The following is a 20,959-nucleotide window of genomic DNA, read 5'->3' as shown; positions in this document are numbered from 1 at the left end:
GGGCTGCTTTGCGTTTGTTTAAGTTCTGCGCGTTTGTGGGTTTTATGACAAAAGTGTGTCCGCATGCCGGAAAACTGCGGGGGAATATGGGCGAAAAATGGCCGAAAATTGGCCATATGCCCCCGCACTTTTATTTTTGGGCGCATATTCCCCCACACTTTTCGGGTTCCACGCGAGCTCCAGGTGTAGCTTCCCCGCAGTTTTCCGTCTACCGGCTTCGTCGCCGACGTCGTGGCTATCACCCGCCGAACGTCCGTGCGTCGGTGTGGCTTCCTAATTACCGCGCGCGACGTGCCAGGCGTTCACTGTCGCAAATAACGACGGTCTTGCCCTCGAGCCGGATCCAGCCACGGTGAGCAAATTCGGCGAGCGCTTTGTTGACAGTCTCGCGCGATGCACCAACAAGCTGCGCGATTTCCTCTTGAGTGAGGTCGTGGTGAACACGCCAGTTCCCGTTGTCCTGGACGCCGAAGCGGTTGGCTAACTGGAGGAGCGCCTTCGCGACGCGCCCGGGAACGTCAGTAAAAATAAGGTCCGCCAGAGAATTATTGGTACGACGCAGGCGACGCGCGAGCACCCGAAGCAGCTGCTCAGAGATGGCCGGGTGGTCATTAATCCACTGGTGGAGTTTCTCCGAGTTCATCGTGGCGGCGGACACTTCAGTGACACAGATAGCCGACGATGTGCGCGGGTTCGGGTCGAAGATGGACAGCTCGCCGAACATGTCCGAGGGGCCCATGATGGTCAGAAGGTTTTCACGACCATCGGCTGCGTGGCGGGCCAGCTTCACTTTGCCCTCGGTAATGATATAGAGGCGGTCGCCGGGCTCACCCTCGTCGAAAATGGTGGTGCCTCGCGGGAATCGCACCGTCTCAAGATCATGGATGAGGTTCCGGACGGCAACTGGGTCAACGCCTTGGAAAATGCCGGCACGGGAGAGGATCTCGGTGACGTCGCTCAACGTAGTCTCCACTTCTCGCAGTAGGGTCGAGTGCCACGGTGCGCGGCCGTCTGTGTTAGATACTAAATACCGCACCCGTCGCTGTATCGCACCTCACATTACTACGTGGCACGCCAAAAGTGAGAGCTTTGTCCGATTTAGGAATAGCCTCACGCGGGAGTTTTATAGAGAGGAATAATCAATAAAAAGGCGGAAAGTTCGTAAAAAATGCCCAATTTCAGGGATGAATTGACAAAACCGCTGCTTGTGCGGTTGGTCACGTTTTCAGAAGTAAACTCCCGTTGATAACGTATCCTACGTTATCGTAGCTTCCATAGTGGCGAAGAACACACTATTTTTTGTCGACGGAACCAGCGAATTGCGGTAAGAACTCTCCGCTTGACGACGTGACGCGGGCTCGGGCTGCCGGGGCGGGTGCTTCTCTAGTACCTAGTGCGCCTCGACGCCGGGACTCGACGCCTTCTTCCTCCCGGCGTTCTTCGCGAAGAGTTCGTAGCGTTCCATGCCAATGGCGAATCCCATAAGAATGAATGGTGCGAGGAGGGCAAATAAACCGGCCATGTGGTCTACCATACCGACGTTATGTCCGGGGCGCCCGCTATGGTGTTGGCATGGCCACTACCGAGACTCCGCTTGCCAAGGTCCGTCGTGCGCGGAGGATCTCCCGCGCGCTGCACCGCGCGTATCCGGACGCTAAAGCGGAACTCAACTTTGATAATCCATATCAGATGGTCGTCGCCACGATTTTGTCTGCTCAGTGCACGGATCGTCGGGTGAATACGGTGACGCCGGCGTTGTTTCAGCGGTTCCCCGGCCCGGAGGATCTGGACAACGCCAGCGTCGAGGAAGTCGAAGAATACATCCGCTCGACGGGGTTTTACCACAACAAAGCGCGGAATTTGGTTTCGCTGGGACATGAACTCGTCGCTCGTTTCGACGGTGCCGTCCCGGACACGATGGCGGACTTGGTTTCGCTGCCGGGGGTGGGGCGCAAGACGGCGAACACTGTCCTGGGGAATGCGTTCGGAAAGCCGGGGATCACGGTGGACACTCATATGGGCCGCCTGATGCGTCGGTTCGGATTGACGGACGCGAAGGACCCGAAAAAAGTCGAGCAGGACGTCGCCCAGTTAATTGAGAAGAAACGGTGGACACCGTTCTCCCACGAAGTCATTATTCATGGCCGACGTGTGTGCCACTCTCGGAAGGCCGCGTGCGGTGCGTGCTTCTTGGCGAAGGACTGCCGCGGTTTTGGTGTGTGGGGGCCGACGAATCCCGACGAGGCTGAGAAGCTGGTCAAAGGCCCAGAGCGTGACCGTATCCTCGATCTCGCGCTAGGGGGCCACTGATGGGACGACAACAACGCTGGACCATCCTGATCATCGCTGTGCTCACGGGTTTGGTGATCTGCGCGGTTCCTCTCATGCTGCGCTCGACATCCAGCCACAATGATGCACATTCGGGTGCGGCGATATCGGATAATCCCGCTGGTCAGGGCTCTGGTAGCAACGATAGTTCGGAAGGGGCAGATTCCCCCGCCTCCAACCCCACCACCGGCCGACCGGCATGCCCCACTGAGGGCTCCGACACCGCGGCGACCAGCGCGGAAGGCTCGGGGAACTCGGAAGACTCGGGGAGTTCGGAGGGCTCGGACGACGCCAATTCGCCTCTGGGGTCGGTGACACTGCCCTGCTTGGGTAACTCCGCAAGCGAGGCCGGTGCCCAACCATTAAGCCGCAACCTTGCGGGCAAGCCCACCGTCATCAACCTGTGGGCCTTCTGGTGTCAGCCGTGTAAGAAGGAACTTCCGATCGTTGACAAAGTGGCCCAGTCCCATCCGGAGTGGAACGTCGTCGGCGTGCACGCCGATAAAAATGGTGACGCTGGCGTCGGCGTGCTCTCCGACTTACACGTGGACCACTTGGCCAGCTTCCAGGACTCGGGTGGCGACGTTGCCCGGGCGTTGAAGTTGCCGTCGGTTATCCCTATCACGGCGGTTCTCACACCGAATGGGGAAGTGGCCAAGGTGTACCCACAAACATTTACCAGCACCAGCGAATTAGAGTCGGCGGTCACCGCAGCGCTCAGCTAGCGGGCTCGCGGCCGATCGGATAGCCCGGAAACTCCCACCGAGCGCGACCGCCAGGCCGTATCCTGATCAGAGGCGTTGCGAAGTGTAGGAGGTCACACGTGAAAACAGGGTTCCCCATGTCGTTCTCAGAGCCCACTCAGCCGTCGCTGCCCGACGCGGTTCCGCCGTGGCTTCGCGCGATCACGCAGCGCGCCCGCGATGGTGGTATTCGTCGTCAACTCTCTGACTTATCCCGGCGGAGGCCACAGCTTAACGACGCAACCCGCCCGTCCGCAGTGCTTATGCTCCTGGCCGGCGACCCCGCATACGAGCCCACACCCGGCACGCCCTACCCCGAGGACGCCCGGCTGCTCCTGACCCACCGCGCGCCCACGTTGCGGTCGCACTCGGGCCAAATGGCGTTCCCTGGTGGGCGGAAAGACCCCGAGGACGCCACGCCCATCGACACCGCCGTACGAGAAGCGCAGGAGGAGACAGCTGTCCGCCCCGACACGATGTCGCCGCTGGCGGTCCTTCACCCGATCCTCATCCCCCGCACGGGAAACGTCGTCTCGCCGGTGTTGGCGTACTGGAACAACCCCACCCACGTCTACCCCGCCAGCCCCGCCGAAGTGGCCGACGTCGTCGCCATACCTCTGGAACACCTGGCGGACCCGTCGACACGAATAACCGTCGGCAGGCAAGGGTGGACCGGACCCGCCTTCTGGATAGGAGACCTTCTACTTTGGGGTTTTACCGGCGGGTTAGTGGATGGGCTTCTCCGCGAAGCGGGTTGGGAGAAACCATGGAACGCTTCACCTGTGTACGATCTTGCAGAGACGCTTGCTCGGTCGGCGAACAATGAACCGGTGACTCGGTGGCGGAGAAACACCCTCCACCAACCTGATAACCCCAACCACAAGAACTGAGAGACACTGAATGAGCGGATCCACCATTGTGGACATCGTCATTGTGCTCATCGCACTATCGGCTATGCATTCCGGATGGAGACAAGGCGGCGTATCCTCCATCGCCGCCGTCATAGGCGTTCTCATCGGCGGCATGGTCGGCATGTGGGCTGCCCCGTACGCGATGGCCCAGACCGACGACAACAACACCCGATTCCTCTTCGCCCTAGGCATCGCGGTTCTCGCCGTCATCATTGGGTACGCCATAGGGTCCTCCATCGGCATCGCCCTGCGCAACATGATCCGCACCCGTGCGGTGTATAAGGCCGATGCAGCCGTTGGTGCTGTTGTTCAAGTCTTTACTGCGATCGTCGTCGTGTGGATGATCGCCGTGCCCGTGGTCTCAGTGTCCACGGGCGACTTCTCCAAAGCCCTCCGCAACTCGAAGGTGTTGGGGGCGGTGGACTCCCTGGCCCCGCAGCAGGTGAACAACTGGGGCAGCCGGGTTGGCATGTTCCTCAACCAGAACGGCATGCCGACGCTGACCGATCCGTTCGGTGAACTGCCGAATAAGGATGTTCCCGCGCCGGCGGATTCCGTTTTGTCCACTCAGCGTTTGAACGAGATTCGGCCCTCGGTTGTTCAGGTCTTATCGACGGCACAGCAGTGCCGAAAGATGCTGGAAGGCAGCGGTTTTGTGATCGCCCCCGACACTGTGGTGACCAACGCCCACGTCGTTGCCGGATCCAATGAGGTCAAGCTGCGGACAGTTAACGGTGAGGATGTTGCCACTGTCACGTATTTCAACCCCGACAAGGACATCGCGGTGCTGCACGCCGTGGACCTGGGCTTAAGCCCGCTGGAGTTGGATGATGTGCCCGCGACGACGGGGTCCGATGCGGCAGTGCTCGGGTACCCCTTGGGCGGGCCGTTCGATGTGGAAAACGCGCGCGTCCGTGACCGCTTGACCATTGACGGGCCGAATATTTATTCTACCGACCGCGTCCAGCGCGAGGCCTATACGCTGCGCGGATTGGTCCGCGAGGGTAACTCCGGTGGGCCCGTTGTCGATGGCGACGGTGAAGTCCTCGGGCTTATCTTCGGTGCCGGGGTGGACGACCAAGACACCGGATACGCGCTGACCAACCACGAGATCATGGAATCGCTGGGATCGGTGGAGAACGTCCAGAACTTGCGGTCCGCGGTGGACACGAAGTCGTGCGTGGCTAAGTAGGCTACGCTTCCTCCACGGCCGCCACAGCATCGCGTACCGCGTGGGGCGCCTCCATGTGGACATAATGCCCCGCGCTGGGAACGACGGTGACGTGGTCGGCGTCGGCAATAGTCTCGCGAGCCGTCTTCGACGCCGTGATCAAAGGGTCCTCGGCACCGTGGAGGACGCGCACAGCCGGGGGTGTCGAGCACTCAAGTTCATTCCAGCCGGACCAATCGGCCAGCACGGTTTGCGCTGTTCCGCGGGGCATTGTCGCCACCGCGGCCTTTCGGTGGCGCAGGCACGCGTAATAGGCGACGCGCTCAACGCCCATGGCGAAGCGTCGAATCGCAAGATATTCGTCGAAACTGTCGGAGTACCGGAACGCGGAGCCAGCTAGATGGGCGACGATCTGCTCAAGGAACAAGCTGTGATCGGCTTTCAGCCAGCGTTCACCCAGCCGCGGGAAACGAGTGGCCATGCCGACCTTGATCCGGTCGCGGTGCCGGATCGGGTGGCGGGTAACGACGTCGACGTTTTGGCGCGGATGCGAGGGATTGAGGGCCACGACGCGCTTAATGCGCTGCGGCTCGGTCAGGCCAGCGATCACTGCTGCGGGCACGCTCTCTCCGTGGGCCACCACAGTTGCCGACGTATGCCCCAGCGCGAGCACGAGTCCGGCGATGTCTAGCGCCGTTGTGCCCAGGTCGTAGCCGTGAGGGGGTTTGTCGGAGAGGCCGTAGCCGCGGAGATCTATGGCGACGGCGTGGTGATCCTCCGCGAGCAAGGGGAGGACGGATTGCCAGTCGAACCATCCGCCGGCGAAACCGTGAACCAGCAGCACTAAGGGGGCGTCGGGGCTCCCGCTGTCCGCGCAGTGAATGCGAACTCCCCGGCTGTGGTACAGGTGATGGGTCCACGGGCCATCGAGTTCAATGGCGGAGGGGTTCGTCGGGCGTTGAGGCACACACCAGGTTTACCAAATCATGAGGTTCGACGGTAGACGGAACCAAAAAACCGACGATGCAGCGGGGCATCGTCGGTGGTGTGGTGTCGACGTGGCTGAACCCACGTCGGTGCTGAGTGTTTCTAGCGTTTAGCTGTAGAGACCTTCAGCAGTTTCGACGTTCTTCGAGCTCGCGGTCTTGGATGAACCGCTAGGGACGACCTCGGGGATTTTGCCGAAGGAATCGATGGTCGCTTCTGGCTTCTTCACCTGCTTGACCTGCTTGAGCCCGATGAGCGCGAAAATGCCTGCGAGTAGGAGCATTCCGGCGAAGACGATGGCGAATGCTGCCCAGCGGTAGAGCCAGATGTCAAGCACTTCTGCCAGGGTGAAGAAGAGGAAGAACGCGCTGAAGAAAGCGATAATGCCGGCCACGGCGAACATCGCTCCACCAATGGCGCCCTTCTTCACCGACTGGGTGAGCTCCGCTTTGGCGAGCTCAATCTCGGTGCGAACGAGGGTAGTGATCTGGCCGGACGCGTCCTTGACCAGGCGATTAATGCTGCCTTGACCTGCTGCGTGAGTATCCGCATCGCGGAGAGGGATGCTACCTACCTCGGGGAAAACCGAGTTTGAGCTATCGGTGTACAAGCCATTTTTGTTCGTGGAGCTCACGGGCATCCTCCTGCGCATTAAAACATGGGGAAATCAAAACTTTCTCACCTAATTGTGCCATGCGCTAGGGAAAATAGCGATTGAGGCCGTATTAAGAAATCCTGGACAGAAAAGTTTGTACATTGTTGGGCTTGTTAAGAGATTTAATAGCTCTAACGGGGGTGGATTACGGCAATAGTGACTGAGGAAACGGGCATTGTTTAATTCGACGGCTGTGGGGACGAATTTCCAGACAGGGGTGGCCATTGTTTTCTTCATGTCCGGGTGGAGGGTAAACGGGGGCATTGTCAGTGGTGAGCGCGATTTTCCGCATCAGAGCGGGGGTATTTAGAAAGGGTGTTGCATTCTGCGCCTTTGATGTGCCAAAATTGTTGGCGCAGGGCCCCCTCCCTTGAAGGGTGAGGAGCGTGGCCCGCCCCGGCCATCCCCCCGAGCCGGGTAAGACGGCCCGCATCGATCCCCCCTGATGCGGGCCGTCGCTCTATATCTGTAGGCGGTTGCTCGGCATCCCTAAAGGCCACTGTTCCAAGTTGAACCGGTGCTCTGTTGTGTGCGCCTGAAACCTGTGGATAACTTTTTTTATCCACAATGAGGCCGATGTGCCGCCACTTTTTCGGCACGATCTGCCGCCGGTTTTTGCCACGATGGCGCCATGTCCTCGAAAGAAATTGTGTCCCTGGTGGCGGACCCCCACTTGTTATCAGAAGTCGAACAATGTGCGGCTGTTCTGGGATTTTCGCTTATCGACGGTCTGATGGATGCAGCGTTGGCGTCCCGGTGGCGCAGTGCCGACGCCGTGGTGGCCGATTGCGGGGGCCTGGACGAGGTGTCGTTATTATCGCTCCCTCCCCGGCGCGGCATGTTCGTGGTGTGCGCGGGCACTCCGCCTTGGGAGCGCGGGGTCCAGGTGGGTGCCGAGGACGTCATGGTGTTGCCTGCACGGTCGGGCGACTTGGTGGAAGCATTGTCGACGCGATGCTCCCGAGGTGCTGTATCGGGCGGTTGCATAGCGGTCGTTTCTGCTGTCGGTGGCGCAGGTGGGAGCACTGTTGCGGCCGGTCTGGCGTTGTCATGGGCTCGATCAGGGCGTGGGTCTGTGGTGGTGGACGCGAATTGTGTGTCCGGCGCGGACGATGTCCTCCTCGGCGTGGAAAGTGAGCCGGGCATGAGGTGGGGTGACGTGAGCGTGCGAGGGTGGGAAAACGGTGGGGTTGACGGGCGTGCGGTGGCGGCGAATATCCCCGCGACCCCAGAGGGCGTGGGTGTGTTGTCGGTGGGGCGCGGTACTCCGACGGCCGTGGAGTGGAATCAGCGAGGGGCATTGGTGCAGCGGGTGGCCGGTTCGCTCGCTCGTGAGGGCTTATCGGTGGTGGTTGATGTGTCGGGGGCGATGTGGTGGGAGGCATCGGGCTTCACTGGCTGCGATTGCGTTTTTGTAGTCGTTCCTGCGACATTGCGTGGTTTAGGCGGTGCGGTGCGGTGGTCGAGGGCGGCGCGCCAGGGCGGTGCGGACCCGGTGGCTGTGGTGAAGCATGAGGCGGTCTCGTCGGTTGGGGCCAAAGACGTTGAATCCGTGACGTCGATGCCGGTGGTGGCTGAGTTCACGTCCGAGAAAAAGATCGCGAAGGAAATCGAGGAATCGGGCCTTCGGCTGTGTGGGCGGTCGAGTTTCGCGCGCATGGTGTCCGGGTTACGTGAGATCGCGGACGGCTACATAAAGAACAGCATGCCATCGTTGCCGGTCGACGAGTGCGCCATGAGCAGTGCTCAGAGCCGTGCCGCGAGCATGGGGGGAGCTAGCAGCATGAGCAGGGTTCGGAGTTTTGTGCAGGCGTGTCATTCGGGCACTGATAATTCGACCGCCCATACCGACGACGCTTCGGCGCCGGCAGTAACCCAGGCGCAGGCAGGGGGCCCGGCGCAAGCGGGGGCAGTGAGCGACCGAATCCGCATGAGGCTTGCGCAGGGCAATGGCGATACGTCCACGTCGGCAATTGCCGCAGCGGTACGGGCGGAATATCCCGGCATCGGGATGTCGGGCGTCGTGCAAGAAGTTCGTCGGATTCGTGAAGAGATCCACGGTGCCGGACCCGTGGAGCCGCTGCTGGATCTGCCGGATGTGACTGACGTGCTGGTCAATGGGGCTTCGGAAGTGTGGGTTGATGGCCCAGCCGGTTTGTGTCGGGTGGATTCTCCCTTCCGCGACGACGACCACGTGCGGGCGACAGCCGTTCGGTTAGCTGCTGCATGTGGGCATCGCTTGGATGACGCGTCGCCATATGCGGACGGTTTTTATCGACGCGACTCTGCCGGCGGGAGTGTTCGTGTTCACGCTGTGCTACCGCCTGTCGTCGAGTACCCGTGTTTGTCGTTGCGCGTGCTGGGGACGGCGTCGACCAGCCTTGATGATCTTGTTCGCAGTGGCAGCGTGCCGCCCGAAATGGCTGACGAGTTGCGCTCGTTGGTGCGCAGCCGTCAGGCGTTTGTGGTCTCTGGTGGGACGGGCGCGGGCAAGACGACGCTGCTGTCCGCCCTGCTTGCGGAGGTGTCGCCGGACGAGCGGATCGTGTGCGTGGAGGACACTCGTGAGCTGCATCCCCGGCATCCGCATGTTGTCGCGTTGACGACGACATCGCCCAATGTGGAAGGCCAGGGGGAGATCACGTTACGCAATGTGGTCAAGCAGACGTTGCGGATGAGGCCGGATCGGATCGTGGTGGGCGAGATCCGTGGCGCCGAGATCCAGGAGCTTTTTGCGGCCTTAAACACTGGTCACGACGGCGGCTGCGGAACTATTCACGCGAACGGACCGGAGGAAATCCCGGCGCGCTGCGAGGCCCTGGGCGCAATGGCGGGGATGTCTCCGGAGTCGGTGAGGACTCAATTCCGTGCTGCGATTCGGGTCGTTGTCCACGTTGAGCGGGCCTCGTCGCGTCGCCTCGCGAGTGTGGGAGTAGTGCCGTCGGTCGGGATGAATTCGTCCTTAACCGACGGGAAGGGGAACGACGAACAACCGCTGTATCCAGGCATTTCATCGTCCGGAGTGGTGATGGTGTGGACGGCGGATGGTGGCCGCACCGATGCATGGCCATTGTGGGAGCGCGTCGTGCGAGGTGGTGCGCGATGATCCCGGTCGGTGTGCCGCTGTCGTGTGTGATCGCGGTGGTGGAGGCTCAACGAGCCCGCAGCGATAAGCAGGTTCGCATTAATCAACGCCAAGTAATAGCTCAGTGGGCGCAGGCCAGCAGCATGATCGCGAGTGAACTACTGGCCGGTGCAAGCCCCTTGGTGGCGGTTCGTCACGTTGCCGACGAAATGGACGGGGCTGACGACATGGAAGGCCAGGTCGCGCGCGAGCTTCGAACGATGGTGAACCATTGTGCCTGGTTGGGCGCTCCTTGCGCTCCTCTGAGCACGTGGTCCAGCGAGCCCGAGCAAGTCGGGCGGCAGGCGATCGCCCGAGCATGGTTGGTGTCGCACCGCACTGGCGTGCCTTTAGCGGAGGTCATGCAGGCCACGGCGGCAGATCTCCAGGCGAAGCTCCATCACCAGGAGCGCACCGAGGCATCGCTGGCGGGCCCACGAGCGTCGACCCGCGTGCTGATGTTTCTGCCCCTCGTCGGAGTGGCAATGGGCCAGTCCATGGGTGCGGGCTCCATTCATTTTTTATTGACGACGCAGCTCGGTGGGCTGTTGCTCCTGGTCGGGGTTGTTCTAGAGGTCGTGGGGCTGGAGTGGTCCCGCGCGCTGATGGCGAAGGCGGTGGCGGTGTGACTACGGCGAAGAAGAACGTCGGGAGCGTGGGGCGTGCGGGGGCCATGTTGAACGCGGCCGCCGATTTGGATCTGGTGAAAGCGTGTTTGTCGTGTGGCCTTCCGGTAGGCGCAGCGGTGGGAGCGGTTGCCGATAGTGGTGGGTCCCAATTTGTTGACGTCTGGAAGGGCACGGCGAACCGGTTGGCGATGGGGGTGGATTCCGACATCGCGTGGGCATTGTGCGCCGAGAACGAGGTGTTAGGAGATTTTGCTCGACGTGCGCGTCGGAGTGCACGCTCGGGTGCCCAGTTAGCGGCCGATATCGGGGCGTTGTCGATGCATATGCGGCATCGGGCGACGGACCAGGCGGTAGCGGAGGCCGAGAAAGCCAGCGTGTATGTGGCGCTGCCGTTGAGCTTCTGTTTCCTTCCGGCCTTTATAGCGGTGGGGTTAGTTCCTATTGCTATCGGACTGTTATCGGGGTTGTCATGACGACGGTAACCATCACGATCCAGAGGCCGATGGGTGGCCGCGGTCCACCGCAGCATTCCATTCGGTCTATGTGCCTCTTTTTTATTTTTCGAGGTTATTTCTCAATCAAGTTTTATTTCTCCATATCCATTGACCTGGCGTTTTAGGCCTCACTGTTGGTGTGTGGCCTGTCATCCGCCATCTTTTCGAAAGGACTCATCATGACTTGTGCAGTACCTACCCACGCAGTATCCACCAACCAGATTGCTGAGCAGCACACATCAGAGGCCACTGACGTTCAGCTCTCCTCACGATCCGTCGATTCTCCTTCGGATGACATTTCTATCTCGGATAACAAGAACACGTCCGAGCCCTCGCCCATGAGGTGGTGGGATCGAGCCCGCGCGGCGCTGTTTAACGAGCGTGGCATGGCCACCTTGGAATACGCCTTGGTGTGCGTGGCTGCGGCCGCCTTTGCCGGGCTGCTCTACGTCATCGTCTCAGGTGGCGAGGTAGAAAATGCACTCAAGGGAATTATCGAAGATGCTCTGAACAGCAAAAAGAAGTGAACCGGGCATCGATAAGTTCACGGTTAACCGACGACACCATGCCGGTCTCTCCTGGCCCGTGCCCCGTGGAGAACAACGACGCTGATTCCGACGCTCCTCAACCCGACGCCACGGCGTCGTGGTGGGCGAGGGGAAGCGTCACTATCGAAGCTGCGTTCGCGATCTCCATGGTGCTCGTCGTCGTGGGAATGGTCATCGTGGGGGTCATGGCCGTGGCGAATCAGGTGGCGGCAACGGAGGCGTCGGCAAATGCGGCGCGAGCCATCGCACGAGGAGAAAACCGCTCTGAAGTCGAACAACACCTGGCTAGCGCAGTGAAAAACTCGACCATGACGGTGGCGACGACACCAGGCGCGGGAGGTCAGCCCGGCTTCGTGAAAGTAACGGTCACAGTGAAGAACCCACTGAAAGATGCGGAGTCGACGTCGGTGGCCGTGAACGAAGAGAACATCGGAAGCTCTGGTGACGCCGGCTAATCCGGTTAAGTCCGACTGATCACGATCAGTGGGCGCACGGGATACGTGGGTGCGAATAGCTAGCGCCTTAACGACAGGCACAAAATGGAGGGGGAACGTAACGTGGGCGGAAGTGAATTCTGGTGCCGGGGGTCGATGACCGTGGTGGGAGCGGTGGTGTGCACAGTAATCATCGGTGTTTTCGGGACGCTGGTCGCCGTTGGGTCTAAAGTAGTTGACTCCCGAAAAGCGGATAGGGCAGCGGATTTGTCCGCACTCGCGGCGGCGTACGCACTACAAGAAACTATTGCCGATGGTGACCACGTCATTGCCACCACGGCGCCTATAAACGCGGATCCGGGAAACGCGGTGCCGGATCCTGGCCTGGAAAATGCGGCACCAATGTCGTCCACGGTGAACGCGTCGCCAGAGTTCTCATCGGCGAGTACAACACGGGAGTTCTCAACTGTGACGAGCACACCGCCAGAGTCGTCCACGGCGTGTGCGTTGGCCCAGCAGGTTGCCACGGAAAATAGCGCCTCGCTGCGCTCATGCACGTTTGAGGACGAAGACGTTATCGTGTCCGTCGAGGTATCGGGACCACACTCACCATTCACGGCCACCGCGAGCGCACGCGCCGGGCCTGCATAAATAGGACGCTCGCAGGCTGGCGCTCGCACGCTCATGGCTACAGGGGCTCAGGCCTCCAGAGCCTCACGCCCCAGCGACTCCAATCCTCGGAGCACCCGCACAGCGCCGGCCTTATCCAACGGCTCATTCCCATTCCCACATTTGGGCGACTGAACGCAGGAAGGACACCCATTTTCACATTCGCAATGGGCGACAGCCTCCGCTGTTGCTGTAATCCACTCGTGGAAGCGTCGGTACCCGCACTCGGCGAAACCCGCTCCGCCCGGGTAGCCGTCGTACACGAACACCGTCGGCAAGCCTGTGTCTTGGTGCAGCGCAGTGGACACGCCGCCGATGTCCCACCGGTCGCACGTCGCGATCAAAGGCAACATTCCGATGGCGGCGTGCTCAGCCGCATGCAGCGAGCCCGGCCAGTCCCGTTCCTCCACACCCCACCGGCGAAGGGTGGAGGGCTCCACCGTGTACGCGACGGCCGTCGTCGTCAGTGTTTGTTCCGGCAGATCAAGGGATACGACGTCGAGGACCTCACCACTGGGCATCCGTCGCATGTAGTCGACAACCTGGTGAGTGACCTCAACCTCCACAAAGGCCAACCACACGCCATCGCCCAACTCGTGGGAAGAAAGAGTAGAAAGGACGCTAATGTCGGTGTTCTCCCGAGCCCAGGTTGTCCACGCGGGAGCCTCGCGGTGAACCAGAGCCAGGCCATCGTCCACACTGAGATCATCGACGACATAACTATCGCCCTGGTGTAGGTACACAGCGCCGGTGTGCGTCTGGCTCATGGCACGGCCCTGATCGATCATGCCCACCAGCCGGCCGGTGTCGCCCTCCACAATGGCGACGTCACCGCCATCGTCGCCGCGAATACTCACCACCGAATGCGCGTTAACCGGGGAAATATCGGGAGGAAGAAGCGCACCCAACCCAGCTGCCTCAACTCCACGGTTCTCAGCATCATCCGGTGCGCCCATTGCCTCAATTGGCCTCTCTACCGCAAACCAACCGCGTTGTCGCCGGCGCAACAGGCCAGCGTCGCGTAAATACTCGGCACTCGACCAGGCACCCCACTGGTCAATTTCCTCATCGGTCAGCGGGCGTTCCACCGCAGCGCAATACAAATGAGGCACCATCACATACGGGTTGTGCGGGTTAAACACCGTTTGCTCCACCGGCGACCCCAACAAAACCTCCGGATGATGAACAAGATACGTATCCATCGGCTCATCGCGAGCAATTAGTGTGACCAGCGACCCTTGCCCGCGACGCCCAGCGCGGCCCGCCTGTTGCCAAAACGACGCAATCGTCCCCGGATAACCGCAGGCCACAACAGAATCCAAGCCACCAATGTCCACCCCGAGCTCCAACGCATTGGTGGTCGCAACCCCCAGCAGCTTTCCATTGTCCAAATCGTGCTCCAGCTTCCGGCGGTCCTCCGCAAGATAACCAGCACGATAAGCCGCAATCCTCGCGGCATCCTCAGGGCGTCCCAACCGCCCAAGGGCCTCCGACGCGCGGGCAGCGACTGTCTCAGCCGACCGACGCGACCGCACAAACGTCAAGGTCCGAGCACCTTGCGCAACAAGATTCGCCATCACATCCGCAGCCTCTTGGGTCGCGGGTTTGCGCACGGGTGCTCCATGTTCGCCCTCCATGTCGGGGAGGAAACTCGGCTCCCACAACACCACCGTCCGCTCTCCGGCGGGAGAAGCGTCGTCAGTGACCTCCACGAAATCATCAGCATCATGACCACACAGCCGAGACGCATGAACCGCCGGCCGCGACGCCGTCGCGCTAGCCATCACAAACACCGGAGAAGCGCCATACGCCCTGGCCAGGCGGTCAAGACGTCGCAAAAAAAGAGAAACATGGGCACCAAACATCCCGCGATACGCATGGCACTCATCCACAACGATGTACCGCAGGTTGCGCAACAAACGCCCCCATCGAGCGTGAGCACCCAGCACCGACAGTTGCATCATATCCGGATTAGTGAAAACCCACTGCACACTATCGCGAATAGCGCGCCGGGCCTCTGGCGGAGTATCGCCGTCATACCCACCGATACTGACACCGCGGAGCGAACCAACCTCGCGCGTCATCCCCGCCACATGAGCCAGCTGATCATTCGCAAGCGCCTTCGTGGGCGTCAAATACAGGGCAGTCGCGTTCTTTTCCTCAGCAAGAGTGGTCAGAATCGGCATCTGGTAGCCCAGAGACTTTCCCGACGAGGTCCCCGTGGCCACCACCGTGTCATGCCCCTCCCACAGAGCATTAGCGACACGCACCTGGTGGACCCACGGCCGCGCAATGCCCTGGTCAACAAGGTGATCGTGGAAATCCAGGGGTAGCCACGACGGCCACTCCCCGTGCCGCCCCTTACGCGCTGGAAGCGTCTCGGTGTGCAGGATCTCGGAGCGAGGGAACGTCGCCCGGATACTCTCCAGGAGTTCATCGCCGAAACTGTTAGAGTGTGCCAATTGTGTCACCGAGAAGAAACCACCCGCAGAGTAATTTGTCGACCAACTAATCCAAAGACAATGCCTAGGGCTAAAGGCTGAATTCTAGTCTTTGAAATACTCGGATACGATGTCCGCCGCGTCGGCCGCGTTGCCGCCAAGAACACCGTGGCTGTAGCCCTTGAAGGTGTGCAAAGTGCCGCCCATGGCGTCACGCATCTCGGGAGCGCCGTGAGGTGTCACCGCCGTGTCCTTGTCGTAGCCCAGGTTGAGCGGCTTGACGGCCAATTTATCCCCATTGACCTTCATGATCGGTTTGTTATGGGGCCACCCGTCGCATTCTTGTCCGCTGGCGATCATTTGGTCGACGGCAACGAATTGATCTCCACCCGTGTACTGGTTAATCAGCGAAGGAATATATTCGCTCCGAGCCGGAGGGTTGGCATTTTCATTGCACATAATGGTTTGGTTCACCAACCCCATTTGGATTTGCTGCATAAAGATGTTCTTTAGCATCTCATCCTCAGCATCACTTTCATCTGAATCCGAGTTATCTGCCTCTTCTGCCTTCTTCTTGGCCATTTCCTCTAACTTGGCCAGCTCAGGTGTTCGCTCCTTTTCCTTCTCCACCAAGATTTCATCGAGCGGCCTGATGGGGTCTGAGGAAGCGCTTTCTGCAATTGCAGCCGCGGTATCGGGCCACGATTGCTGGGAATAGAGAGCTTCACCCAGCGGAGAAAGTGCTTGCTGAGCGCCGAAGCGCTTCAGAAGGTCAAAAGACTCAGTGAATGTGTGTGATCTCCAGTAGACATAGTCGACGGCACTCAACAGTTTGACGGCACTGTCGGCGTAGTCGTCGGGCACGGCGCTGACGTCGTCGCGGTTAGCTGGCGGCGGCGTCAGCGGAGGAGTCACGTTATATGTCGCTTTAATCACCCGAGTGAAAGATTTGTACACTTCGCGAGGCGTCTTTCCTAAGTGATATTTATCGTCATTCTGAGCAATCCAATCGAAGAAAGCGTTCATCGCTTCTTTTCGGATTTTGATGCGGCTCCCACCGAGCCCGAACCACGCGTCATTAGGCGACATGCTGGAATCGAGCACCATTTTGTTGGTGTGCTCGGGGAACAGTGTGGCGTAGGTCGCCATGAGAAGGCCCCCGTAGGACACCCCGTAAAGATTGAGCTTGTCTTCGCCCAGGGCTTTCCGCGCTTCCTCCAGGTCACGCGCCGTGCTTTCAGTGGTGATGGTATCGACATACCCGGGCTGCGTACGCTGACATGCCCGGTACAGATTGCTCCCGCCGGGAACGAGTGATTCCAGTAGCCCTTCGTCACATTCGAGTGGCGTACCAAAAGTCAGCCCTCGTGGTTCGACGGCAACCAGGTCGTAATGCTCGAGCACGTCGGTAGGCATCTGAATATGCTCGGCACTCTTGTTTTGCGGTGCCTTGTCAGTGAACATCGCGAGCGCGTCAAGCCCAGGCCCGCCGATATTCCCCGCGATCGTGCCCTTCTTGGTCCCCTTGGCCGGGATCTTGCTCATGGTGAGCTCAATATTTCCGACGTCGGGATAGGCGTAGTCCTTGGGGACGGTAATGGTGGCGCATTGTGCTCGCTCAACTGTCATGCTGCCGGGCGGGCACGGCCCCCACTTCAGCTTTTGAGCTGCGGGATTGTCCTCGGGCTTCGCCGTATCCGACGCTCCATCCGACGGCACAGTCGGCGCGGTTGCAGAATCCTGCGGCGTGGGGTGCGGGTACGGGCCAGCGTGCGCAAGGCCAGGTGCGGAAAGAATGAGCGTCGCGGCCATGACAGTGGCGGCGATTGTTTTGGAAGGGACGCTGCCGGAAAAGCCGGAAAAACCAGGAAAACCAGGTTTCCGGTGCGTGGACCGTCGCTGGTTAAAGCGTGCGTACGGGCTGCGGTGTGTTGTCATAGGGGAGCTTTCGGGTGGATGGGGAGAGAGCCAAGCCATTTGAAATCGAGCCAAACAGCGCCAGGCCAACGTACTCAGCGCCAATTACTCAGTATGGCTACATTAAGCGCCTATGAGCATAGTAAAAATAATGGTCAATGGGGAGGGGTTGCGGGCAGATGCGTCACCAATGAACAGAACGCTTACCCACTGACCTGCCTATTTCGTCGGCAAGTATGACCCCGGCTAGCCACACGTGGCTGCATTGAAATAGATCGAGTACGCTTGGTCTTCGACGATAATCGTTGAGTTTGGTTGTCGTTTTGCTGCACGATAGAAATTGGGTACAAGGTATGGCACAGGGAACTGTGAAGTGGTTCAACGCGGAGAAGGGCTTCGGCTTCATCGCTCCGGAAGACGGCTCGCAGGACGTCTTCGTCCACTACACGGAGATCCAGGGAAGCGGCTTCCGCACCTTGGAGGAAAATCAGAAGGTCGAGTTCGAGATTGGTGAAGGTGCTAAGGGCCCTCAGGCTCAGCACGTTCGCGCTCTCTAAGAACTCACTAGTAAGTCCTCACCGGATCACTGCCATGACTGATGGCGTGCGATGTCGACTATAAAAATCAGCCCTTCCACTGGTTGTCATCGGTGGAAGGGCTTTTTTACCCCCTTTACGTGGTTTGCATATGTAATTTTGCGTTTGTCTATAGTGCATGGTCTAAGGTGGCACGGAAACGCCCAGTTGCGATCGTGGTCAGCTCATGGTGAGTATGTGGCCTAGCTTTGGTTCGGAGCATTGTGATGGGCTTGTGTGAAGGGAAGGCGAGAACCCAACGTGGCAGCATCTGGTAGCGCCGAAGGAGACGGTGTGAAACGGCTGGTCATTGTGGAGTCGGCGACGAAGGCTCGAAAGATACAGCCGTACCTTGGTTCGGATTACATCGTGGAGGCCTCCGTGGGCCATATCCGCGACCTGCCGAGGGGTGCAGCCGATGTGCCCGCGAAGTATAAGAAGAAACCGTGGGCGCGGTTGGGTGTCGACGTCGAGAACGATTTCGCTCCCCTTTATGTGGTTAACCAGGACAAAAAGAAAAAAGTCGCGGACCTCAAAGCCAAGCTGAAGCAGGTTGATGAGCTGTACCTGGCCACAGACCCCGACCGCGAGGGCGAGGCTATTGCGTGGCACCTTCTGCAGGTGTTGAAGCCCAAGGTGCCGGTGCGCCGCATGGTGTTCCATGAGATCACGAAGCCGGCGATTCTGGAAGCGGCAAAGCATACCCGTGAGCTGGATCAGAATCTGGTCAATGCTCAGGAAACTCGCCGTGTGCTGGACCGGTTGTATGGGTACGAGATCTCGCCGGTGTTGTGGAAGAAGGTCATGCCGCGCCTGTCCGCCGGCCGCGTGCAGTCGGTGGCTACGCGCGTCATTGTGGAGCGTGAGCGGGATCGTATCGCGTTTACCTCCGCCGATTATTGGGATTTGACGGGTACGTTTGCTCTTCGTTCGGGTGCCGACGCTAGTACGCCGGGTTCCTCCACTGCGGGCGCCGACACCGCGTCGGGTGAGCCGCGCTCCTTCCCCGCTCGGCTGGCGGAAATCGATGGTCAGCGCGTCGCCCAGGGCCGGGACTTTAACGACGACGGCCAGCTGAAGTCGAAGGCCGTCGCTCTCGACGAAAAAGCCGCCAAGGACCTGGCTGACCAGCTGTCCGGTGCGGCGATGTCGGTGCGGTCCGTCGAGGAGAAGCCATACACGCGTCGCCCGTATCCTCCGTTTATGACGTCGACGCTCCAGCAGGAGGCCGGCCGCAAGCTGCATTACACCTCTGAGCGGACAATGCGCATCGCGCAGCGGTTGTATGAGAACGGCCACATTACGTATATGCGTACGGACTCGACGACATTGTCGGAGTCGGGCATTAATGCTGCTCGTGCGCAGGCTAGGGAGCTGTACGGCGCGAAGTACGTGGCAAGTGCCCCGCGTCAGTATTCCCGTAAGGTCAAGAACTCGCAGGAGGCGCACGAGGCTATCCGCCCTGCCGGCGAGTCGTTTGCCACTCCGGGCCAGTTGGGTGGCCAGCTGGACGCGGAGGAATTCAAGCTCTATGAGCTGATTTGGCAGCGGACGGTCGCGTCGCAAATGGCCGACGCGAAAGGCACGTCGATGAAGGTGTTCGTGGCGGGCGAGTCTACGGATGGCCGCGATTGTGTCTTCACGGCGACGGGCCGCACCATTACCTTCCCCGGCTTTTTGAAGGCCTACGTGGAGGTCTCCCGCACTGCCGATGGCCGCAATGTTGCCGACGACGCGGAGAAGCGGTTGCCGGTTCTGACCGAGGGCCAGGGCCTGACCGCGACCGATATTGAGGCTGATGGCCACTCGACCACTCCGCCGGCTCGCTACACTGAGGCGAGCTTGGTGAAGAAGATGGAGGACTTGGGCATTGGCCGCCCGTCGACGTATGCGTCGATTATTAAGACAATCCAGGATCGCGGCTATGTGTATTCGCGCGGCAATGCGTTGGTGCCGTCGTGGGTGGCGTTCGCTGTCGTCGGGCTCCTTGAGCAGAACTTCGGTTCGCTGATTGATTACGATTTCACCTCGTCGATGGAGGATGTGCTGGACTCCATCGCGAACGGTTCCGAGGATCGTTCGCACTGGTTAGAGGGCTTTTATTATGGTGACGACGGTGCGTCGAGCGCGAAGGCGGAGACGATCGCCCGCCTGGGTGGCTTGAAGCACCTTGTCGGCGGCAACCTGGAGACCATCGATGCCCGCGCGGTGAACTCGCTTCACATGTTCGACGACGAGGACGGCAACCCGATTGTCGTGCGCGTCGGCCGCTACGGGCCGTACCTGGAGCGCACGCCCGCGGGCAGCGACGAGCCTCAACGCGCGAACTTGCCCGACACGGTGACCCCGGATGAGCTGGACCTTGCCTTGGCGGAGAAACTCTTGGCGACGCCACCGACGGGCCGTGAGCTGGGAGAGAACCCCGCCAACGGCCGGATGGTTGTGGCGAAAGAGGGGCGTTATGGCCCGTACGTCACGGAGCTTGTTCGTGACGATGAGCGCGAGAAGGCTGAGGCAAAAGCCTTGGAGACCGTCGACGCCGAGTGGGATGCCGATGATGAGGCCCGCAAGGCGGAGGGCAAGAAGCCGCTGAACCGTGAGACGAAAACGGCGGCGAAGAAACGCGAGAAGCGCGTCAACGAGCTGGTCACGGAGATGCTGAAGCCGAAGACGGCGTCGTTGTTTAGCGGCATGGAGCCCTCGACGGTGACGTTGGATGAGGCTTTGAAGCTGATGAGTTTGCCCCGCGAAGTCGGTGTGGATCCGTCGGACGGTGAGGTTATTACGGCTCAGAATGGCCGGTATGGTCCGTACCTGAAGAAGGGGACGGATTCGCGTTCATTGGCTAATGAGGAGCAGATTTTCACTATTACTCTCGACGAGGCGCGTCGCATTTACGCCGAGCCGAAGCGCCGTGGGCGTGCTGCGGCGAAGCCTCCGCTGAAGCAGCTGGGCGACAATGACGTGTCGGGCAAGCCAATGACCGTCAAGGAGGGGCGTTTTGGCCCCTATGTGACGGATGGTGAGACCAACGCGAGCTTGCGCCGTGGTGATACTCCGGAGGCCATGACGGATGCTCGGGCATGTGAGTTATTGTCGGAGCGTCGCGCCAAGGAAGCGGCTAATGGCGGTGCGAAGAAGAAGTCCTCGAAGAAAGGCACGAGGAAGTCGACGAAGAAGTCGGGCCGGAAGTCCACCTCTAAGGCTTCTAAGAAGACGTCGAAGAAATCGCCTGCGAAGAAAACGGTGAAGTCGTAGGTTCGTCCTTTTCAGATGCCGATCTTTCCGGTGACGCGATCTTTTCTAGCTATTGATAGCTAATTTGGGTGGGAC

The 20,959-nt window shown here is 60.2% G+C and carries 18 protein-coding genes and 1 pseudogene; 13 read left to right on the top strand and 6 right to left on the bottom strand.

The genetic code is table 11. The features are described 5' to 3' along the window. Positions 1 to 277 precede the first annotated feature (277 nt). Positions 278 to 961, bottom strand: a complete 684-nt coding sequence (gene glxR, locus CKROP_RS09855) for a CRP-like cAMP-activated global transcriptional regulator GlxR (RefSeq protein WP_012732600.1) — start codon at positions 959 to 961, stop codon at positions 278 to 280. A 429-nt stretch (positions 962 to 1,390) separates the two neighbouring features. Further along, positions 1,391 to 1,522 (bottom strand): hypothetical protein, encoded by a 132-nt coding sequence (locus tag CKROP_RS11840; RefSeq protein WP_260623998.1) that lies wholly within the window; start codon positions 1,520 to 1,522, stop codon positions 1,391 to 1,393. A gap of 50 nt (positions 1,523 to 1,572) precedes the next feature. Between CKROP_RS11840 and nth the strand changes: the two genes are divergently transcribed. From nth to CKROP_RS09835, 4 genes are all read left to right on the top strand, one after another. Continuing rightward, complete coding sequence (gene nth, locus CKROP_RS09850) at positions 1,573 to 2,310, top strand: endonuclease III (RefSeq protein ID WP_041628938.1); 738 nt, start codon at positions 1,573 to 1,575, stop codon at positions 2,308 to 2,310. Further along, positions 2,310 to 3,053 (top strand): TlpA family protein disulfide reductase, encoded by a 744-nt coding sequence (locus CKROP_RS10950; RefSeq protein WP_012732598.1) that lies wholly within the window; start codon positions 2,310 to 2,312, stop codon positions 3,051 to 3,053. Before nth ends, CKROP_RS10950 begins: the two co-directional genes overlap by 1 nt. Positions 3,054 to 3,151: 98 nt before the next feature. Beyond that, positions 3,152 to 3,961, top strand: a complete 810-nt coding sequence (locus CKROP_RS09840) for an NUDIX hydrolase (RefSeq protein ID WP_052292427.1) — start codon at positions 3,152 to 3,154, stop codon at positions 3,959 to 3,961. Between the two features lie 10 nt (positions 3,962 to 3,971). After that, positions 3,972 to 5,174, top strand: a complete 1,203-nt coding sequence (locus CKROP_RS09835) for a MarP family serine protease (protein ID WP_012732596.1) — start codon at positions 3,972 to 3,974, stop codon at positions 5,172 to 5,174. Between the two features lies 1 nt (position 5,175). Here CKROP_RS09835 and CKROP_RS09830 read toward each other — a convergent pair whose 3' ends face one another. Both CKROP_RS09830 and CKROP_RS09825 read right to left on the bottom strand, forming a co-directional pair. Next, positions 5,176 to 6,120, bottom strand: a complete 945-nt coding sequence (locus CKROP_RS09830; protein WP_012732595.1) for an alpha/beta fold hydrolase — start codon at positions 6,118 to 6,120, stop codon at positions 5,176 to 5,178. 129 nt (positions 6,121 to 6,249) lie between these two features. Then, complete coding sequence (locus tag CKROP_RS09825; protein ID WP_012732594.1) at positions 6,250 to 6,774, bottom strand: phage holin family protein; 525 nt, start codon at positions 6,772 to 6,774, stop codon at positions 6,250 to 6,252. A 652-nt stretch (positions 6,775 to 7,426) separates the two neighbouring features. Here CKROP_RS09825 and ssd point away from each other — a divergent pair. From ssd to CKROP_RS09795, 7 genes and pseudogenes are all read left to right on the top strand, one after another. After that, a pseudogene (ssd, locus tag CKROP_RS11940) lies at positions 7,427 to 8,443 on the top strand (septum site-determining protein Ssd); the annotation flags it as partial. Positions 8,444 to 8,725: 282 nt separating this feature from the next. After that, positions 8,726 to 9,901, top strand: a complete 1,176-nt coding sequence (locus CKROP_RS11935) for a TadA family conjugal transfer-associated ATPase (protein WP_041629654.1) — start codon at positions 8,726 to 8,728, stop codon at positions 9,899 to 9,901. Beyond that, entirely contained in the window at positions 9,898 to 10,548 is a 651-nt protein-coding gene (locus CKROP_RS10940) for a type II secretion system F family protein (protein ID WP_012732591.1), read from the top strand. The genes CKROP_RS11935 and CKROP_RS10940 overlap by 4 nt, the downstream gene beginning before the upstream one ends. Further along, positions 10,545 to 11,021, top strand: a complete 477-nt coding sequence (locus tag CKROP_RS09810) for a type II secretion system F family protein (protein ID WP_012732590.1) — start codon at positions 10,545 to 10,547, stop codon at positions 11,019 to 11,021. The genes CKROP_RS10940 and CKROP_RS09810 overlap by 4 nt, the downstream gene beginning before the upstream one ends. 200 nt (positions 11,022 to 11,221) lie before the next feature. Further along, complete coding sequence (locus CKROP_RS11780; protein WP_012732589.1) at positions 11,222 to 11,569, top strand: DUF4244 domain-containing protein; 348 nt, start codon at positions 11,222 to 11,224, stop codon at positions 11,567 to 11,569. After that, the gene (locus CKROP_RS10935) at positions 11,566 to 12,045 is read left to right on the top strand and encodes a TadE family type IV pilus minor pilin (RefSeq protein WP_052292425.1); all 480 of its coding nucleotides are present in this window, start codon (positions 11,566 to 11,568) and stop codon (positions 12,043 to 12,045) included. Before CKROP_RS11780 ends, CKROP_RS10935 begins: the two co-directional genes overlap by 4 nt. 102 nt (positions 12,046 to 12,147) lie before the next feature. Continuing rightward, positions 12,148 to 12,675: an Rv3654c family TadE-like protein gene (locus tag CKROP_RS09795; RefSeq protein WP_041628936.1), complete on the top strand. Its 528-nt coding sequence runs from the start codon at positions 12,148 to 12,150 to the stop codon at positions 12,673 to 12,675. Positions 12,676 to 12,722: 47 nt separating this feature from the next. On the opposite strand, the gene CKROP_RS09790 is transcribed toward CKROP_RS09795, so the two are convergent. Both CKROP_RS09790 and CKROP_RS10930 read right to left on the bottom strand, forming a co-directional pair. Next, entirely contained in the window at positions 12,723 to 15,164 is a 2,442-nt protein-coding gene (locus CKROP_RS09790) for a DEAD/DEAH box helicase (protein ID WP_012732586.1), read from the bottom strand. 75 nt (positions 15,165 to 15,239) lie between these two features. Continuing rightward, positions 15,240 to 17,072, bottom strand: coding sequence for an alpha/beta fold hydrolase (locus CKROP_RS10930; protein WP_052292424.1), 1,833 nt, complete (start codon positions 17,070 to 17,072; stop codon positions 15,240 to 15,242). Positions 17,073 to 17,404: 332 nt separating this feature from the next. Between CKROP_RS10930 and CKROP_RS09780 the strand changes: the two genes are divergently transcribed. Both CKROP_RS09780 and topA read left to right on the top strand, forming a co-directional pair. Beyond that, positions 17,405 to 17,608 carry a cold-shock protein gene (locus tag CKROP_RS09780; RefSeq protein WP_012732584.1) on the top strand — a complete coding sequence of 68 codons (204 nt, stop codon included), beginning with the start codon at positions 17,405 to 17,407 and terminating at the stop codon, positions 17,606 to 17,608. Between the two features lie 279 nt (positions 17,609 to 17,887). Then, a complete protein-coding gene (gene topA, locus CKROP_RS09775) occupies positions 17,888 to 20,884 on the top strand; it encodes a type I DNA topoisomerase (protein WP_041628935.1) in 2,997 nt (998 codons plus the stop codon). The last annotated feature ends 75 nt before the right edge of the window (positions 20,885 to 20,959 follow it).

Origin of the sequence: Corynebacterium kroppenstedtii DSM 44385, from assembly GCF_000023145.1 — a bacterium.
Taxonomy (GTDB): Bacteria; Actinomycetota; Actinomycetes; order Mycobacteriales; family Mycobacteriaceae; genus Corynebacterium; species Corynebacterium kroppenstedtii.
The sequence above is the reverse complement of the archived record's forward strand: the minus strand, read 5'-3'. Positions and strand labels throughout refer to the sequence as shown.

Bases quoted from the DNA above. Each gene is read 5' to 3' on its own strand.
- CKROP_RS10940 (WP_012732591.1), top strand. From the start codon at position 9,898: ATGATCCCGGTCGGTGTGCCGCTGTCGTGTGTGATCGCGGTGGTGGAG.
- CKROP_RS10950 (WP_012732598.1), top strand. From the start codon at position 2,310: ATGGGACGACAACAACGCTGGACCATCCTGATCATCGCTGTGCTCACG.
- CKROP_RS09780 (WP_012732584.1), top strand. From the start codon at position 17,405: ATGGCACAGGGAACTGTGAAGTGGTTCAACGCGGAGAAGGGCTTCGGC.
- CKROP_RS10930 (WP_052292424.1), bottom strand. From the start codon at position 17,072: ATGACAACACACCGCAGCCCGTACGCACGCTTTAACCAGCGACGGTCC.
- CKROP_RS11935 (WP_041629654.1), top strand. From the start codon at position 8,726: ATGAGGCTTGCGCAGGGCAATGGCGATACGTCCACGTCGGCAATTGCC.
- CKROP_RS11840 (WP_260623998.1), bottom strand. From the start codon at position 1,522: ATGGCCGGTTTATTTGCCCTCCTCGCACCATTCATTCTTATGGGATTC.
- CKROP_RS09835 (WP_012732596.1), top strand. From the start codon at position 3,972: ATGAGCGGATCCACCATTGTGGACATCGTCATTGTGCTCATCGCACTA.
- CKROP_RS11780 (WP_012732589.1), top strand. From the start codon at position 11,222: ATGACTTGTGCAGTACCTACCCACGCAGTATCCACCAACCAGATTGCT.
- nth (WP_041628938.1), top strand. From the start codon at position 1,573: ATGGCCACTACCGAGACTCCGCTTGCCAAGGTCCGTCGTGCGCGGAGG.